Source organism: Sphingomonas sp. Leaf198 (assembly GCF_001424005.1).
In the GTDB taxonomy this organism is placed as follows: domain Bacteria; phylum Pseudomonadota; class Alphaproteobacteria; order Sphingomonadales; family Sphingomonadaceae; genus Sphingomonas.
On the sequence record NZ_LMPX01000004.1, the window covers coordinates 462,576 to 479,238 of the forward strand.

The window sequence follows — 16,663 nt, forward strand, 5'->3', positions numbered from 1 at the left end:
GTCGCAGCGATCCCTGACAGGGAATTGCGGCGGCTTTTCGGCGCTATAGCAGCCCGGCGGCGCGATACCACGCCGCGGTTTGCGCGAGCGCCTGCGGTGTCGGGACGGACGGCGTCCACAGCGCGGCCGGTGGCGGCTTGTGAGAGACCCAGTCGGGGTGGCAGAAATAACTGACCCGGTCGCGCGTGAGCTTCGCCTTGCGACGGCGAACGAGCCGGTCGGCGGCGGACGCCAGTTTCAGGAGCGCGCGCGGTGTCGAGAAGACCTTGACCGGCTTGCCCACGGCCACGCCGATCGCGCGTGCGAAATCGCGGTTGTCCCAGCCGTTCGGCACCCCGTCGTCGGGCTCCATGACCGACGGCGCGTCGGCACTCTCGGCGAGCGCGAGGAGCAGCGCGGTCAGGTCCTCGACGTACAGCAGCGAGACGCGCGTGCCGGCCGGGGGCATTGGCACATAACCCGACCGTGCCGCCTTGAAGACGTCGAGCAGTTCGTGGTCGCGCGGGCCGAAGATTGCGGGCGGGCGGACGATCGTCCAGTCCAGCCCCGACGTCTGCACACGCGTCTCCGCCTCGGCCTTCGACCAGCCATAATTCGACAGCGTCGGCTCGCGAGCGGCGAGCGAGGAGACGTGGACGAAGCGGCGGATGCCGGCAGCCCGCGTCGCCTGGAGGATGCCTTCGGTGCCGGCCACGTTGCCCTTGCCAAAGCCTGCGCGGTCGGGCGCGTTGACGACGCCGGCGACGTGGATGACCACGTCGGCGCCCTCGACCAAGGTCGCGAGGCTCTTCGGCCGATCCAGCGCGCCTTCGATCCAGGTCACGCCGATGCGCTTGGCCTGCGGCTTCCGCGCGAGCGCACGGACGGTGTGCCCGGTCTCGAGCGCGTGGTCGATCAGGTGGCTACCGACGAACCCGGTGCCGCCAGTGATCGCGAGAATCATGAGCCCATTCCCCAGACAGAAGATTGTTCACCCGCGAAGGCGGGTGCCCAGTCTGGGCACCCGCCTTCGCGGGTGAACAAGGCTTGGCCGATCATACGAGCGCCAGGTGATTGCGGTGCACCAGCGCAGATCGAGGCGCATAGCCAAGGATCGCCGCATGATCGTCGCTATGCCGGCCGAGCAGGCGCGCGGTATCCGCCGCATCATATTCCGCAAGCCCCCGCGCGACAGTCCCGGCAGGCCCTTCGATCGTCACCAGATCACCCCGCGCGAAACCCCCGTCGATCCGGGTCGCACCAGTCGCCAGCAAACTCCGCCCTCGTCCAAGCGCAGCCGCAGCCCCAGCATCGACATGGATCGCACCCTTCGCGGTCAGTCCCCCCGCTAACCAAGCCTTCCGCGCAGACGACGTCCGCTCGGCCGTAAAGATCGTATGGCGGGCAGGGGTGGACAGCGGATGCTCGATCCGCCCCGAAGCGATCGCCAGCGGAATACCCGCACCCGTGGCGATCCGCGCCGCGGCGATCTTCGAGGCCATCCCGCCCGAACCCATCCCCGAGCCCGAACCGTCGTCCGCCATCCCCGCAACCGCATCGATCCGCGGCACACTGGCGATATGGGTAGCGGACGGATCGGTATGCGGATTGGCGGTGTAGAGCCCATCGACGTCGGACAGCAGGATCACGCCCTGCGCGCCGGCGGCCTGCGCGACCCGCGCGGCGAGGCGGTCGTTATCGCCGAACCGGATTTCCTCGGTCGCGACGCTGTCGTTCTCGTTGATGACGGGCACGACCTTCAGCGACAACAGCCGGTTGAGCGTGGCCGCGGCGTTGAGATACCGCCGCCGGTCTTCGAGATCGTCCAGCGTGACCAGCATCTGCGCCGCGTTCAGCCCCTGCGCGGCGAGCAGTTCGGCCCAGACCTGGCTGAGCGCTATCTGGCCCGTGGCCGCCGCAGCCTGCGCGTCTTCAAGACTTGCTCGGCCGCCCTTCGACAAGCCGAGCCGCCGCGCACCGAGCGCGATCGCGCCAGACGACACGATCGCAACCTGCTGGCCTTCACCAGTCCGCGCAGCAATGTCGGCAACGAGACCGGTCAGCCACTCCCGCCGAACGCTCCCGTCCGGATCGACCAGCAACGCCGACCCGATCTTCACGATCAGCCGCGCGCAAGACGAAGGTGGAAACATCACTGCTCCCTCTCCCCGTCGGGGAGAGGGTCGGGGAGAGGGGCGGCCAAGCAATGCAACGCCCGGAACAGCCCCTCACCCAACCCTCTCCCCGCAGGGGAGAGGGCCAAGCAAGACGTCAGAGCGGCGACCATGCGACCGGCACTTCGCCTTCTTCCAGTTCCTTCGCCGCGCCCGGAGCCGGCCCGATCGCCTCTATCAGCTGGTCCAGCACCGCCTCGATACCAGCGCCACTAGCCCCCGAAATCGCCATCACTTCGGCACCGCTGGCTTCCGCCAGTTCCGCCGACAACGCCGCGATCAGCTCAGGATCGAGCATGTCGATCTTGTTCAGCGCGACGATCACCTTCTTGTCGGTGAGCCCCTCGCCGTAATTCTCCAGCTCGTCGCGCACGATCCGGTACGATTCGGCCACGTCACGGTCGTTCGCATCGACCAGATGCAGCAGCACCCGGCACCGCTCAATATGCCCGAGGAACCGGTCGCCGATCCCCGCACCTTCGGCCGCACCCTGGATCAGTCCCGGAATATCCGCGACCACGAACTCGCGCTGCTTGTGGCGCACCACGCCCAGCTGCGGGCGGGTGGTCGTGAAGGCGTACTCGCCGACCTTGGCCTGCGCGTTCGTCACCTGGTTGATGAAGGTCGACTTGCCCGCATTCGGCAGGCCGACGAGGCCCGCATCGGCAAGCAGCTTCAGCCGCAGCCAGACCCACGCCTCGCCGAACGGCCAGCCGGTGCCGTGCTGGCGCGGGGTGCGGTTGGTCGACGTCTTGTAGCTCGCATTGCCGCGCCCGCCATCGCCGCCACGGAACAGCACTTCGCGCTGGCCGACCTCGGTAAAGTCGATCAGCACCTCTTCCTTGTCCTCCGACAGCACCTGCGTGCCGAGCGGAACGCGGATGACGAGGTCCTTGCCGCCCGCGCCGGTGCGGTTCGAACCCGACCCGCCCGAGCCGCGCGGCGCGCGAAAATGCTGCGTGTAACGGAAGTCGATCAACGTGTTCAGGCCGGCGATGCATTCGAACACGATGTCGCCGCCCTTGCCGCCATTGCCGCCATCGGGGCCGCCATATTCGATATATTTCTCGCGGCGGAAGCTGACGGCACCGGGGCCGCCCTCACCCGAACGTACGTAGATCTTGGCTTGGTCTAGAAAATGCATCGCCGCCCCATAGCGAAATTGGCGAAAATCTCCACCCTCTGCGATTCGGCTCGCGATTCGAAGGAGTCAGCAGCGGGCAGGGGCAGCCGCGTCCTTGCTGGCGAGCAACGCATCGAGCGCGAGTTCGCGCGCCTTGCCGACCGGCAACCCGAGCGCACGCGCCATCGGTGCCCCCATCAGCGCATCGCCGAGCGCCATCAGCACCAGCGTCAACGTCTGTTCCTGGATCGGCTGGTCGCCGGGCATGTCACCCTCCGCCAGTTCGTCGACCAGATCGTGGATCGCGGTCAGGATCGGATCGAGCGCGTTGGTATTGCCCGACAGGATCATCCAACTCGCCAGCGCGCCCGCGCCGCCCTTGCCGAACGCGTCGAAGGTCATCTCCACCACCTCGCGCGGATCGAGTTCGCCTGCCCGCACGCGCAGAACGGCTGCACCTATAGTGCCGACGATATCCGCCGCCATCCGCGTGATCAGCGCGGTATGCAGCGCCTCCGCCGAGCCGAAATGGTGGAGCAGGTTGGCGTGCGTCCGCCCGACGCGACCTGCCACGGCCTTTAGCGTGACGGCGCTGGGGCCGCTCTCGACGAGCAGGGCTCGCGCAGCCTCGACGGCGGCTTCACGCGATTCGGTGGGGGAGAGTCGCTTGCGCGGTGTTGACGTCACGGACCGGGAAACCTATTTACATCGATGTAAGTAACGAGTGTTCATTCCTGTTTGGAGGTTTCCGTGGCGAAAGCAACCACGCCTGCCGATCTGACGATCACCCCGCGCGACCGCCGCTTCGGCCGCGGCGCCGCGATTCGCCGCTGGTGGCTGAACGACGATCCAATCGCGACGGCGTTCTACAACGCGCTGTCGGTGACGTTTCCGAAGGGCGAGGGTTATTTCGTCGACAGCGTCAGGAAGTTCCGCGAGGGCACGCCGCCCAAACTCCACGCCGAGATCAACGCCTTCATCAAGCAGGAGGTGATCCACACCCGCGAGCACGTCGCGTTCAACCGCCACGTCACCGACCAAGGGTACGACGTCGCGCCGCTCATCGTCGATGTCGACGCGGCCCTGGCGCTGACCCAGGGGCGGCCGGAGATCGCGAGCCTCGCCGCCACCACCGCGCTCGAGCATTTCACCGCGATGCTCGCGCACGAACTGATCGCGAATCCCAAGCACCTCGCGGGCGGAGACCAGCAGGCGGCGGCGCTCTGGCTCTGGCATGCGGCCGAGGAGATCGAGCACAAGGGCGTCGCCTACGACACGTGGCTGCACGCGACTCGCGACTGGCCGCGGTTCACGCGCTGGCGGGTAAAGTCGCTGGTGATGCTGATCACGACCTGGCGCTTCTTCACCGGGCGTGCGCGGGGGATGGCGGAACTGTTGCGGCAGGACGGGCTGACCGGACCGAAGGTGTGGGCGCGGATGGCGTGGTACGCGTTCGGCAACCCCGGGATGGCGCGCAAGATCGCCGGCGTCTGGGCCGCGTATTTCCTGCCGGGGTTCCATCCCTGGAAGCACGACGACCGCGCGCTGATCGGGCTGGCGGAGAGCGAGTATGAGGCGGCGGTGCTGCCGATTGCGAAGCGGGCGGTTGCGGTCGCCTGAGCCTCGGCCTGCAAGCTCCGAGCTTCTACGCTACTTCCTAGTTCTCCCGCGAAGGCGGGAGCCCAGGGTACCAAACGTCGCGGCCCGTGACTCCTGGACCCCCGCCTTCGCGGGGGAACAGCTATTGCTGAGGGGCTACCCACATAAACTGAAGCACCACCCCGGCGAAGGCCGGGGCCCAATTGGGGAACGTTGCTAACAGAGTACATCGCTCCGTTACTGCGACCTTTCCAATTGGGCCCCGGCCTTCGCCGGGGTGGTGTGCGATTGTGTGGCGACGGTGCTGCGAATCACGCCGCCAAAGGCATCGGCGAACATCGATCTTCATCCAGATCCAGCTCGAACATCACTGCAGGCGCTTCCCCACCACGGCCCCGCGAAGTCCGAGCCTCAACCCGCCCCGTAGGCCGAAACCCGAGCTTGGCCAGCACGCGCCCCGACGCCGGGTTGTCCACGAAATGAAAAGCATCCAGCCGGTGCAGGCCCAGCGCATGCCGCGCCATCGCAACGACGGCTTCACCAGCCTCGGTAGCATACCCGCGCCCCCAGGCATCCGGCGTCAGCCAATAGCCGAGTTCATGGCCCGGTTCGGCAACCTGAAGTCCGATCCCACCGACGAGTCGCGGCGCACCGGTCTCCATGGTCTCGATCAGGAATCGCGGCTCGTGCCCGCCGCGCGGCTCCGAGAGAAACGCCTCGGCATCCCCCAGCGCATATGGCCAGGGCGCACGCGCCAGCTTGGCGACCACCGACTCGTGGCCGATCGCCCGCGCCAACGCAGGCGCATCTTCCGGCCAACCCGGCCGCAATGTCAGTCTCTTGGTGCGCGCGAACACGGCTCTCTCCTTCACGCATCGCGCCCGACGAATACCATGTCCGGATGACACGGCGGCGACAGGCGAGGGGGGAGGGAGCAATAAAAAAGGGAGCCGGGGTGACCCGTCTCCCTTGTTCAGGTTCGCTTTCGCGACCCGGGTCACCCTGGTGGGCAACCCGGATGGTTACCCGATGTTATTCGGCTGCTGCTGCCATGTCGGCAGTGTCGTTCGCTGCCAGCTCGACCGAGCAGAACTTGCGACCAAGTTTGCCCTGGCTGAACACGACGCGGCCATCGACCAGCGCGAACAGCGTATGGTCGGTACCGATACCGACGTTCGTGCCCGGGTAGAACTTCGTCCCGCGCTGACGCACGAGAATGTTGCCGGCGACGCACGCCTGGCCACCGAACTTCTTGACGCCGAGGCGACGACCGGCCGAATCGCGACCGTTGCGCGAAGAGCCGCCTGCTTTCTTATGTGCCATCTGAAGCTACTCCTTATGCCTGAGCGGCCGGGGCGGTGTCGCCCTCGTTGCGCGCCGAGTTCGCCTGGGCAGTCTGGCCGCCGACCGACACGATCTTCAGGATCGTGTGCTGCTGGCGATGGCCGTTCTTACGACGATAGTTATGACGACGACGCTTCTTGAAGACGATGACCTTGTCCGCCTTCGCCTGCGCGATGATCTCTGCAGAGACGACGAAGCCCTCGACGGACCGCAGCTCGGAGCCTTCGCCCGCCAGCAGCACGTCACCCAGCGTCACCGACGCACCTGCATCGCCCTCGATCTTCTCGATGACGATCTTATCTCCGGCGGCGACGCGATACTGCTTGCCGCCCGTGCGCACGACTGCGAACATGGCCCTTGTCACTTTCCAAATACGTGTATCCCACGAACGCAGGGTCCGCCGGAAGAAGCCGGGCAGCTAAGCGAGGGGGGGAGAGTTGTCAACCGCGAAGGGGCGGGAAGGGGTCGTTTAGCGCGAAGCGCTGCCCACCGGTGAGGTGGGAAATAGCCTCCTCGCAAAGGCGGTGACCCAGACTGGGCTCTCACCTTCGCGCGAGAACAAACTTCTACGAGCGAGCGATTCGCTCAGTGCCGATGAACCTGCCGAAGCGCGTACCGCCCATCAGCATATTCACTGAACAGCCCATCGATCGCCGGATGGTCGACCGGCTCGTCGCTATCGTCGGGCACCAAGTTCTGCTGGCTGACATAGGCGACGTAGCTCGACTCCATGTTCTCCGCGAGCAGATGGTAGAACGGCTGATCCTTGCGCGGACGAATGTCCTCGGGAATCGCCGCATACCATTCGTCGCTGTTCGCAAACACGGGGTCGACGTCGAAGATCACCCCGCGAAAGTCGAACAGCCGGTGCCGCACGACGTCGCCGATCGAGAAATTCGCATGCGAGATCGGCGGTGCGATCACCTCGGCGGGAATAAGCGGGCCGGTGATGTCGTGAGCGATACTGTCGTGTCGGGGCATATCCGCCAATTTAGGGTCTGTTTTGCGCTGCACAAGGAAAACGCGCCCGACGGTTCCCCGAACCTCGAAATCCGCTTGCGTCCCCAGGGGCACTTCATTAGAGGCCGCGCTTCGACCGATCGGAGGAACTGTTCGCAGCGCCTTGGATGACCTGCGGAGAGGTGGCAGAGTGGTCGAATGTACCGCACTCGAAATGCGGCGTACCCGCGAGGGTACCGTGGGTTCGAATCCCACCCTCTCCGCCAACTTCCTAGATCAACCGGTCTCATGCCGTCCTACACGGCGCAGATTAGCCGTGCTTTTTCTCGTGCGGTAGTCTCTCACCGATCAATCGTGTCTCAGCCGAGCGCGGGCTGGGTGAGGGTATTCTGGGGTACGCCAAAGACGTCCTAGGGGTATCAACTTCGCTGCCATCAGGCCAAGTCAGCGTAGAAGCACTCGTGCAGCTCGGCAAGCCGTGTCGGCTAGGGTCGCTTGTCGGGAGGGAGGTCCAGCGCGGACCAGGGGATGATGGCCCAATCCGGGCTGTCGCACGGCCGCTGCGCTCGGGCGAAATAGGCGCCGAGCCAAAGCCCCTTGTCCGACAGAGCCCAGGCTGGGAATTGCCACACCTCCGGGTCCGCATAATTGCAGTCGTCATCGCTCGTGCCCGGCGGCGCCATCTCGTCGGGGTGATAGCGCTTGAGCAACGCGACCACGCCGGGAGCGAAGCTTTTGCCGCGATATTTGTACCAGGCGTCGCTGTCTTCATCAGGAATGGGACCCGATCCGAAGTGCAGCAACTCGTCCAGCGTCAGCGCGTGCCCGGTGCGCATGTCATAGCTGTAGCCCTGGGTTCCGAAATCCGGATGCGCGGCGCCGGCACAACTCCAGCTCGTGGTCCACACATAGCTCATATGACTCACACCGAGCCAAGGCTTGCCGGCCTGCGTCACCTCGATGCCGGGTTTCCCGCCCATGTCGGTACAGGCGAACCACGCTGCCACATTCTGCCATTGGCTGCGGGCAAGCGCATGGTTGACCGCGGCCATTGCCGGCGCAGCATAGCCGCGTTCGAGCCGGAACAGTCGGATGCCGGACAGCGGCTCGCGGTACCAGCGAATGGTCCTGCCGCCGATCGTCTCGCTTTGCGCGGGCGTGAAGCTGAGCCCGGCGAAATGCCAGCGCTCATAGGCGGTCAGCTTGGGCGGCAGGTCGTCGGGCAGCTCGACCGGAATGCCCGCAGGATGCAGACTCACCGGAAGGCGTCGCCCCTTCGACGTCGTCAACGCACCAGTAAGGTTGGCCCCCTGCCGGATCAGGACCAGTTGATCGCCCGTCGTCCGCGATTCCAGGCGCAGGGTGGTACCCGCCATCTTGCCGGAAAGATCGATGTCGAGCCGCGACGTCCGGTAGAAATACTGGCCGGACACCTCCCCCTCGTTTTCCTCGATCGACAGGACGACGCGGGCGGTGCCGACCGTCCCTTCATACATCGTCTCGGGTGCGTCAATCGCGCTCGCTGGCAGCGCTAGAAGGACAAGCATCCCGGCAAGAAAGCGGAGGCCGTGCATGGGAAGCCTGTCGAGCAAGAGGAGTTGGGGGCCTTGGCTGTACGGCATCGCTACCGGGAGAGCGATGCGAATCGCAGCGACCGAAACCCCGGCACGATCGCATCAAGGCCGGTCCACCGCCGCCTGAAGTCTGATACGAACAGACGGTATGATCTTTTCCCTTCTGGTCAACACTGCGACGTTGCTTCTCGCTCTCGTCCTGGCACCTGCAAGCGGGCCCACCGTCGTCACGCCCGCGCCGGGCAGCCCCGAACGAAGGGCCATCCTGGGGGTGCTGCACCACGGTGACGCACGACCGGAGGCACGTTTCCGCATCAGAGACTTTCGCGTCTTTCGTAACGGACCGCGAGCCATCGCCTATATTCAGGGCGAGGGCGAAGTCGGCGCATTTCGAACCATCCTTACCCAGGAAGCGCGGATGCCGTGGCGCGAGGTGTGGGGCGAGAGCGACGGCGGCAGCAACAGCTGCGACGCAGGCGCACGCCATTATGCCTGGGTGGTTCGCCTGATCCGTACCTACAAGATCGATCCCGACATGCTGTTTCCTGGGGTGGCCGCGCAGGCGCGGGACCTGAAACGGATGGCGGTGGACGATCCTGACGCGCAATGCGTTGGCGATCTAGAGGGCGGGCCGGGTGGCTAAGGCGGTGCTGGCGCTGCCGAGACTATGGCGCGGGGCGGAGACTTTAGACAGAAATGGGAAAATCGCGGATCGCAACCGCGCTCGCGGGACCGGGCGGACAGGCCGCGCCTACCGCACCATCCGAGGCGCCGGTGGCCGCGCGCACCATCGACCTTGCACCTAGCATGCGCCATTCGGCTTCTGGATGACGGTGAGCCGGATCGGGCCGGACAAGTGCTATGCGGAGGCGATGCGCTATCGAAGTGCAACGCGCTATGGGGCGGCAAAACGCTAGCGGTGATCGATTCCGAGATGCCGAACCTCCAGCGGCGGGCGGGCCTCTGGCATCCCGAGTCGCCGATGCCGCTTCCCGCGAGCCCCTGCGCGAACCCTCACCTGGTCAGCGGCGCGCCCTGGTGCTGTTGAGGCGGGTGCTGCCCGCATAGAAGGGTGCTTGCGCCCGGCATCTCATACCTGCCGAAGCGTGATCGGTCAGGCACTCGCCTGCGCTACCGGAGAGCTGGCAGTCATCTTTGCCTCCATTTCTGCCGCCGTAACGCTAGACGCCAGTTGGACTAGCCGGAACGGGCATTTTAAAGGTCGGCGATGATCATATCCCCACGTTTTTGCTCGTCAGATCACGACAAAAAACGGCTAGTTTATCGCATAACGAATATCGAAAATGGGGGGCGTGAACGACCGGAAGAGTTACTAGGAACACGACATTGTCGCCGTCGCGCCCAAGCTGCGGGTATTCGTCAATCAGATGAACTACAGTCTACTGCCAATCAGTGAATAGTAATTATCGCTAGCCTTGGGCGGCAGCGCGACACGCCTTCGCCAGAAATGCAAACAGCGCTTCCTCGTCACACATCGACACGTTGAAACGAAGATAGTCGCTCCACGCGCCGCTGGTGCTGAACACGTTGCCAGGTGCGAGCACGATGCCTTCCGCCAGCGCAGCGCGGGCAAGCGCGACCGCGTCCATTCCGTCCGGTAACCGCGCCCAGAGGAAGATGCCAGCGTCGGGCTCGATCCACGGTTCGATCCCGACCGCGCGGAGTCGCTTCGCCGTCCGCGCCATCGCGCGCGCCAGTCGGGCGCGGACGGTCTCGACATGCCGGCGATAGCTGCCGACGATCAGGACGCCGTGAAGCAGGTCGGCCGACAGCGGATTGCCTGACATCGATGTCGCGATCCGCAGATCGGCGAGCGCCTCGATCCAGTCTGGCCGCGCGACGATATGGCCGCAGCGGACGGCCGCGGAGAGCGACTTCGAGAAGCTGCCGATGCGGATCACGCGGTCGAGCCCGTCGAATGCAGCGAGCCGCGGCGCGACGATGTGTTCGAAATCGGCGAAGATGTCGTCCTCGACGACGACCAAGTCATGCGCCTCTGCGAGCTTCAGCAGCTTGTGCGCGGTCGCTGCCGCCAGCGTGGCGCCGGTTGGATTATGGACCGCGGAATTGGTCAGGTAGAAGCGCGGGCGGTGCTCCGCGAGCGCGGCGGCGAACGCCGCTACGTCCGGCCCCATTGGCGTCATCGGGACGCCAACCACCTTGACTCGGTGTGTGCGGAGCAGAGCGAGGAAGTTGAAATAGCACGGATCGTCGACCAGCACGGTGTCGCCGGGTTCGAGCAGGAAGCGGCAGACCATGCCGTTGGCCAGTCGCGCCCGGTAGCGCAGTACCGCATCGACCGTGGCGTAGCTGGGCGGAAATGCCGAGTTGGCGGTGTCGATGGCGATCCGGCTGGAGGCGGTGATGCCCGAGCCCGCCGCCAGTCCCTTGAGCGCACCCGACCTGATCTCGTACGTGCCGAAGATCGAGCCCTTGTCGGTGGGTACATTGACGAAGCGATTGCCGCCGAGCGTCGGATCGTCGCGCACCTTAGCATCGAGATAGGTGTAGCTGGCGGTCAGGTTGAACGCCGGCGTGACCTGACCCGAGACCGTCAGCTCGCCGCCCTGCGCGCGCACGCTGCCCACGGTCGAGGTAACGTCGTCGGACGTGGTCAGCACGTTGGTCTTGTCGATCCAGAACAAAGCGGCGGTCGTCAGCAACTTGCCACCGAGAAATTCCGCCTTTGCGCCGGCTTCCCAGCCTTCGCCCTTTTCGGGTGCGAACGGTCCCGAGGCGGGGACCGGCCCGGCGGCGGGGACCGATGCGTTCGGATGGTAGGATGTGCTGTAGCTGCCATAGACGCTGACGCGATCGGTCAGGCGGTAGAGCAGCGACGCGCTCGGCAGGAACACGCCTTTGCTGGAATCGTCGCTGACCTCGCCCTGCGCCGCGCCGAACAGCAGTTCATGCTTGAGCGCGCCGGTGGCGAACGTCGCGACGCCGGTTTCCCGAAGATAGGTGTTTTCCTGACGGCCATGATGATTGGCGAGGACGAACCGCGTCAGGTCACCCTGCGCGTTCAGCCGTGACGCATTCACCTGAACGTCGGAGGTGAGATAGTTCATGTACGCCGCGCGCGTCCGCAACGTGAGCCAGTCGGTGGCTTCGTAATCGAGATTGCCGCGGACGAAATGGCTGACGCTGTGATAGCGCGAGAAATCCTCCGAAAAGCTTCGCTTTGCCGGCACCGCGACGGGCTTGCCGTTTGCAGGATCGTGCCGCGATCCATCGGCGCGGTGCTGTCGTTATACTCGTACGCGAGCACCAGCTGCGTGTTGTCGCCGTGCCAGCCCAGCGATGGCGCGATCAGCAGGTTGCGCATGTCGTGGCCGACATTGCGCCAATAACCCTGCTTCTCACCAGCGACCACGAGACGGTAAGCGGTTTCGCCACCGGCAAGCTGGCCGATCGGTCCCGACACATCGCCGACCGCGCGGTACTGGCCGTAGCTGCCGATATTGCCCTCGAACGCGCGATACGCGGTATAGAGCGGCTGCTTGCGGACGATGTTGATGACGCCGCCGGGCTCGGTGCGGCCATAGAGCATCGCCGAGGGGCCGGGGAGCAGTTCGACCCGGTCGGTATTGGCTTGGAAGCCCCTCGCCATCGCGCCGCGCACGCCGTCGATCAGGATGCCCGGATTGGTCGAGGCGACCGAGGAATAGACGCGGAAGCCGCGGATGTTGAAGCTGTCCTGCGTGCCCCCGAAGCTGTTGTTCTGGCTGACGCCCGGCAACGTCTTGAACGCCTGTTCGAGATTGACGACGCCGCGGTCCTGCAGGACCTGCTGGCTGGCCATGCTGATCGAACGGGGCGTGTTCAGGACATCGGCTGCAACGCCGGATGCGACGTAGGAATCCGTCGGCCGATACCCGTCCGCGGACCGGCTGGCCTGGACGATGATCTCGGCGCCGGTGGCATCAGCCGTCGGAACGCTGGCCTGTTCGATCGCCTGCGCCAAAGCCGGGAGCGGCGGCAGTATCGCCAGGGGCAGTCCCCCAGTGCGGCGTTGCGCGAAAATCGGCGCGTCGTTTGAAGCCTCATGTTTGCGTACCCCTTTTGTTGGGTGGCAATTACGCTAATGCGAATGAGTTGCATCTATTGTTTCGGATAGGTAACGGTGATCAGCGTAGAGGTGCTGCTTGTGCTACGGAGTGCACCCGGTTCCCCTTTTACCAACGGACGAGACATGAAGCTTGGGTTTGCGTTTCTGGCCGTCATTGCGGCGGCATGGGCTGGTCCTGCCTTCGCCGACATGACGGCGCACTATGTCGGTTCCGACGACAGCAGAATGATGACGATCGAGATCGCCACCGAGGGTGATTACCGGGTGACGATCGGCGACGCTTCCCATTATTTCCTGACGAAGGCGGGGCGAGACTATATCGTAGAGACCAATGCTGCCGGCCCGACCGTCATGCGGCAGGAGGACATCGCCACCGTGATGATCGAACAGGTGAAGCCCAATGTGCGACCATCGCCGCACAAGAGCGAGGCCGACGCGCGTCTCGTCGCACGCGGCGCGGTCAGCATCCGGGGGCGCAAGGGGGTGGCCTATGGCCTGATCTTCGACGGCAAGAGCGGGGGCGACGACGAACCCTATCTGGTCGTCAGCGACGATCCGACCCTGGCGCCGCTTGCCGCAGTGATGCGCAAGCAGTTCGCCGCGTCGATCGGCACGATGCACGGCATTTTCGGCGCCGAAAACCCGTGGGCTTTCATGGAGGGTATGCTGGACAAGGGTGCGCCGCTCGTCTTCCTCGGGATGACACTCGACACGATCGACCACGCGCGCATACCGGCGTCGCGCTTCGTGTTGCCCGCCTCGCCGATCTCGCTCGACGCGGTCAGGCGCGACTTGGCCACGACCCCGTAGGCAATGTCGAGGGGCTGCGTCGGTAAACGTGCATCACTTGCACCGGTTCGACGGTTACTCCGGTGTCAGGCGGGACGTCATGAAGTCGATGAACGCCCGCAACCGCGCTGTCACCTGGCGGCTGGCTGGCCACAATACGTTGAACTGATCGACGGCGTGGACATGCTGTTCCAGCAACGACACGAGCCGACCGTCGAGGATTTCCTGCCGCACCGCGAACGGCGGCAGGCAGGCGATGCCGTGTCCAGTGATCGCCAAGTGGATCAGCGGATCGACGACGTTGGCGCTCATCGTTTCCGGCACGACCGACGCAGCCCCGGCGAGGGGCCAGGGGCGCAGCTTGCCCGTACTGGGGGAGCGTTGTCGCAGACAGCGGTGGGTTGCCAGATCCTGCGGCGACGCCGGGCTGCCGTACTCGGCCAGATAGGCGGGGGCGGCCACGAGCAGTAGCCGGAAGCGCCCGGCGTTGCGGCTCATCAGCCGGCTGTCCGTGGGGTATCCCGTCCGCACTACGGCGTCGAAGCCCTCATCGATCACGTCGACCAGCCGATCGCTGAAGTCCAGATCGAGCTGGACCTCGGGATATGCGGCCATGAAGTCGGCCAATACCGGCGCAAGGAACATCGCAACCAGCGGCAGGCTGACGCGGAGCCTGCCCCGAGGCATGGGATGGGTCTGGCCCAATTCCGCGCGGGCCGCTTCCATCTCGGCCAGGATGCGGCGGCATCGCTCGAGGAACATGCGCCCTTCCTCGGTCAGCGCCATCTTGCGGGTATTCCGGTGGAACAGGCGCGTCTGCAGCTGCTCCTCCAGCCGCACGACCGCCTTGCCGACGGCAGATGCGGTCAGTCCCAATTGACGGCCGGCGGCGACGAAGCTGCCGGTCTCGGCAGCTTGGGCGAATGCGGTAAGCGCGGCGAACTGATCCATCGAGCCGATATACCGGAACGATGTTCCGCAGTCATCGGAACATCGGCCCGTTTTTCCCCGTCGCCGACTGGCCTAACTCCGGCGCTCCAGGCACGATTGGGAGCGCGACATGGCCGCCACGTTTACACATTCAACCAGGCCGACGACGTTCATCGTTGATGTCATCCACGCCCATCCCGGCAAACAGGACGAGGCGTTCCGTATCATCCAGGACGTCGTCCACTATGTTGCCGAGCGAAAGCCCGGGTTTCTCTGGAGCAGCCTTGCCAAAAGCACCGATGACCTGACCGTCGTGAACGTCGAAGCCATTTCCGATCCCGGCAATGTCGAACTGCTTTTCTCGGACCCCGCCTTCGTCGAGAAGTTCGAGCAGCTGAACGCCGTATCGAGCAGTGGATTTCATACCTATACCGTCGGTGACCTCGTGCTGCCGCCGGTCGCCGCATGACATCTGCATCCGATCGACTGCCGCTGTCAGGGCTGCTTGCCTTGGCCGCCGCGGGGTTCGTCACCATCCTGACAGAGGCGCTTCCCGCCGGTCTGCTGCCGCAGATCGGGCGCAGCTTTAGCGTGAGCGAGGCGCTGGCCGGGCAGTGGGTCAGCGTTTTCGCGCTCGGGTCGCTGCTCGCCGCGATACCGCTGACGGCCGCGACCCGACAATGGCAACGACGCCCGCTGCTGATCGGTGCGATAGCCGGGTTCGCCGTCGCCAATCTGCTCACCGCGATGACGGGCAGCTTCGTCGTGTCGCTCGTCGCACGCTTCGTCGGCGGCGTATCGGCGGGTTTGCTGTGGGCGCTGCTGGCTGGTTATGCTCTCCGCATGGCGCCCGATCGCATGGCCGGGCGCGCCATGGCGGTGGCGATGGCCGGCACGCCGCTGGCATTGTCGATCGGAATCCCCGCCGGAACGATGCTCGGCACTCTGGCGGGGTGGCGTACGGCGTTCGTGCTGCTGAGCGCGATTGCCGTAATGCTGGCGGGCTGGATGGCGCTGCGACTGCCGGATTTTCCGGGCGAGGACGCGGTGGACCGGCCCTCGCTGGGGCGCGTCTTCGTGCTACCCGGCATGCGTCCGGTGTTGCTTCTGACGCTTGCCTTCGTCCTCGCGCACAACATCCTTTACACATACATCGCACCGCTGCTGGCACGGGCCGGCATGCCTGCGCAGATCGACCGCGTGTTGCTCGCCTTCGGTGTGGCCGGGCTGGTGAGCATCGTGCTGACTGGGATGCTGGTCGACCGCCATCTCCGCCTGCTAATCGGCATCGGCATCGTGCTGTTCGCCAGCGCCGCGATGCTGCTGGCGGCGTCCGTCGGACCCATCGGCGTCTACGCGGCGGCTGCGGCCTGGGGGCTGGGCTTCGGTGGCGCAGCGACCGTGTTGCAGACCGCTTCCGCACGTGCAGCGGGCGCGTCGGCGGATATCGCGCAAGCCATGATCGTCACTGCCTGGAACCTAGCGATCGCCGGCGGTGCGGTTGTCGGCGGGTATTTGCTCGACGGGTTTGGCGCGGGCGCATTGCCATGGGCAGCGTTGATGTTGCTTGCGGTGGCGCGGGTAACTGCCCTGCAGCCCCATCAAGACAGCACGCCCTTGCCGTAGTGGTCACGCTGTAGCAGACCATCGACATGCGTCTTCTGTCCAATCTCCTTTTTGCGTTGTCGGCCTTTGTCAGCGGCTGTGCGGTCCTATTCTACGTTTACCTGTCAAATTTGGCATGTGGGTATTCGCCAGGTGCCTCAAGCTGTCATGCTTGGCCTTGGGATCTCGGCAGCGATGACAGGTTCTGGTTGGTACAGATGCCGGGAGGTATCGTGATTGTCCTCATAGTTGGTGGCTTATTGTTCCGCCGTAAGGCGACGCTGAGGGGAATGCGACAGTCCAGCTGAGGATGTACTTCGTCGCGTAAGATTATCGCTGCCCCGGCGGTTTGAGGCCGTGCCCGTGGGACTATTCTGTGCCCGTTACGTTTCCCGAAGTTTGATCCCTTTTGAGAAAGGCCGCAGCGTCATGCGACGTCCGCTAACGCCATCTGCCTTCCCAATAGCGGACGGGCCGTTTTCCTCCCCACAGCGGC

General features: G+C 65.2%; 16 protein-coding genes, 1 tRNA gene and 1 pseudogene. 6 read left to right on the forward strand and 12 right to left on the reverse strand.

The annotated features are described in order from the left end of the window. Window positions 1-43: 43 nt before the first annotated feature. The 4 genes from ASG20_RS17515 to ASG20_RS17530 all read right to left on the reverse strand — a co-directional run bounded on the left by ASG20_RS17515 (window position 44) and on the right by ASG20_RS17530 (window position 3,963). Window positions 44-943, reverse strand: coding sequence for an NAD-dependent epimerase/dehydratase family protein (locus ASG20_RS17515; RefSeq protein ID WP_056055833.1), 900 nt, complete (start codon window positions 941-943; stop codon window positions 44-46). A gap of 91 nt (window positions 944-1,034) precedes the next feature. Then, entirely contained in the window at window positions 1,035-2,132 is a 1,098-nt protein-coding gene (proB, locus tag ASG20_RS17520; protein WP_056055835.1) for a glutamate 5-kinase, read from the reverse strand. 118 nt (window positions 2,133-2,250) lie between these two features. Beyond that, the gene (gene obgE, locus ASG20_RS17525; RefSeq protein WP_056055836.1) at window positions 2,251-3,297 is read right to left on the reverse strand and encodes a GTPase ObgE; all 1,047 of its coding nucleotides are present in this window, start codon (window positions 3,295-3,297) and stop codon (window positions 2,251-2,253) included. 66 nt (window positions 3,298-3,363) lie between these two features. Next, window positions 3,364-3,963 (reverse strand): TetR/AcrR family transcriptional regulator, encoded by a 600-nt coding sequence (locus ASG20_RS17530; protein ID WP_056055838.1) that lies wholly within the window; start codon window positions 3,961-3,963, stop codon window positions 3,364-3,366. A gap of 63 nt (window positions 3,964-4,026) precedes the next feature. Here ASG20_RS17530 and ASG20_RS17535 point away from each other — a divergent pair, with 63 nt between their 5' ends. Continuing rightward, window positions 4,027-4,896: a metal-dependent hydrolase gene (locus tag ASG20_RS17535; protein ID WP_082471043.1), complete on the forward strand. Its 870-nt coding sequence runs from the start codon at window positions 4,027-4,029 to the stop codon at window positions 4,894-4,896. Window positions 4,897-5,186: 290 nt separating this feature from the next. Here ASG20_RS17535 and ASG20_RS17540 read toward each other — a convergent pair whose 3' ends face one another. The 4 genes from ASG20_RS17540 to hspQ all read right to left on the reverse strand — a co-directional run bounded on the left by ASG20_RS17540 (window position 5,187) and on the right by hspQ (window position 7,200). Then, the gene (locus tag ASG20_RS17540; protein WP_231420753.1) at window positions 5,187-5,732 is read right to left on the reverse strand and encodes a GNAT family N-acetyltransferase; all 546 of its coding nucleotides are present in this window, start codon (window positions 5,730-5,732) and stop codon (window positions 5,187-5,189) included. Window positions 5,733-5,907: 175 nt separating this feature from the next. Further along, window positions 5,908-6,198 (reverse strand): 50S ribosomal protein L27, encoded by a 291-nt coding sequence (gene rpmA / locus ASG20_RS17545; protein WP_056055842.1) that lies wholly within the window; start codon window positions 6,196-6,198, stop codon window positions 5,908-5,910. Between the two features lie 13 nt (window positions 6,199-6,211). After that, window positions 6,212-6,571 (reverse strand): 50S ribosomal protein L21, encoded by a 360-nt coding sequence (rplU, locus tag ASG20_RS17550; RefSeq protein ID WP_056055844.1) that lies wholly within the window; start codon window positions 6,569-6,571, stop codon window positions 6,212-6,214. 233 nt (window positions 6,572-6,804) lie between these two features. Next, window positions 6,805-7,200 (reverse strand): heat shock protein HspQ, encoded by a 396-nt coding sequence (gene hspQ / locus ASG20_RS17555; protein ID WP_056055845.1) that lies wholly within the window; start codon window positions 7,198-7,200, stop codon window positions 6,805-6,807. A gap of 155 nt (window positions 7,201-7,355) precedes the next feature. Here hspQ and ASG20_RS17560 point away from each other — a divergent pair. Further along, a tRNA-Ser gene (locus tag ASG20_RS17560) sits at window positions 7,356-7,445 on the forward strand. Between the two features lie 219 nt (window positions 7,446-7,664). Here the strand turns inward: ASG20_RS17560 and ASG20_RS17565 are convergent. Then, complete coding sequence (locus ASG20_RS17565; protein WP_056055847.1) at window positions 7,665-8,753, reverse strand: hypothetical protein; 1,089 nt, start codon at window positions 8,751-8,753, stop codon at window positions 7,665-7,667. A gap of 148 nt (window positions 8,754-8,901) precedes the next feature. Here ASG20_RS17565 and ASG20_RS19560 point away from each other — a divergent pair, with 148 nt between their 5' ends. Continuing rightward, window positions 8,902-9,396 carry a hypothetical protein gene (locus tag ASG20_RS19560; protein ID WP_156364412.1) on the forward strand — a complete coding sequence of 165 codons (495 nt, stop codon included), beginning with the start codon at window positions 8,902-8,904 and terminating at the stop codon, window positions 9,394-9,396. Between the two features lie 787 nt (window positions 9,397-10,183). Here ASG20_RS19560 and ASG20_RS19145 read toward each other — a convergent pair. Continuing rightward, window positions 10,184-11,965: a TonB-dependent receptor domain-containing protein gene (locus tag ASG20_RS19145; protein ID WP_082471044.1), complete on the reverse strand. Its 1,782-nt coding sequence runs from the start codon at window positions 11,963-11,965 to the stop codon at window positions 10,184-10,186. Window positions 11,966-12,303: 338 nt separating this feature from the next. After that, window positions 12,304-12,738 (reverse strand): annotated as a pseudogene (locus ASG20_RS20055) (TonB-dependent receptor plug domain-containing protein); the annotation flags it as partial. Between the two features lie 228 nt (window positions 12,739-12,966). Here ASG20_RS20055 and ASG20_RS17585 point away from each other — a divergent pair. Beyond that, the gene (locus tag ASG20_RS17585) at window positions 12,967-13,653 is read left to right on the forward strand and encodes a hypothetical protein (RefSeq protein ID WP_056055854.1); all 687 of its coding nucleotides are present in this window, start codon (window positions 12,967-12,969) and stop codon (window positions 13,651-13,653) included. A 54-nt stretch (window positions 13,654-13,707) separates the two neighbouring features. Here the strand turns inward: ASG20_RS17585 and ASG20_RS17590 are convergent, their stop codons facing one another. Further along, on the reverse strand, window positions 13,708-14,583 hold the full coding sequence (locus ASG20_RS17590; protein WP_056055855.1) for a LysR family transcriptional regulator: 876 nt from the start codon (window positions 14,581-14,583) through the stop codon (window positions 13,708-13,710). Between the two features lie 109 nt (window positions 14,584-14,692). Between ASG20_RS17590 and ASG20_RS17595 the strand changes: the two genes are divergently transcribed. Together ASG20_RS17595 and ASG20_RS17600 are read left to right on the forward strand one after the other, a co-directional pair. After that, entirely contained in the window at window positions 14,693-15,031 is a 339-nt protein-coding gene (locus ASG20_RS17595; RefSeq protein WP_056055856.1) for an antibiotic biosynthesis monooxygenase, read from the forward strand. Further along, on the forward strand, window positions 15,028-16,188 hold the full coding sequence (locus ASG20_RS17600; protein WP_056055858.1) for an MFS transporter: 1,161 nt from the start codon (window positions 15,028-15,030) through the stop codon (window positions 16,186-16,188). Before ASG20_RS17595 ends, ASG20_RS17600 begins: the two co-directional genes overlap by 4 nt. The last annotated feature ends 475 nt before the right edge of the window (window positions 16,189-16,663 follow it).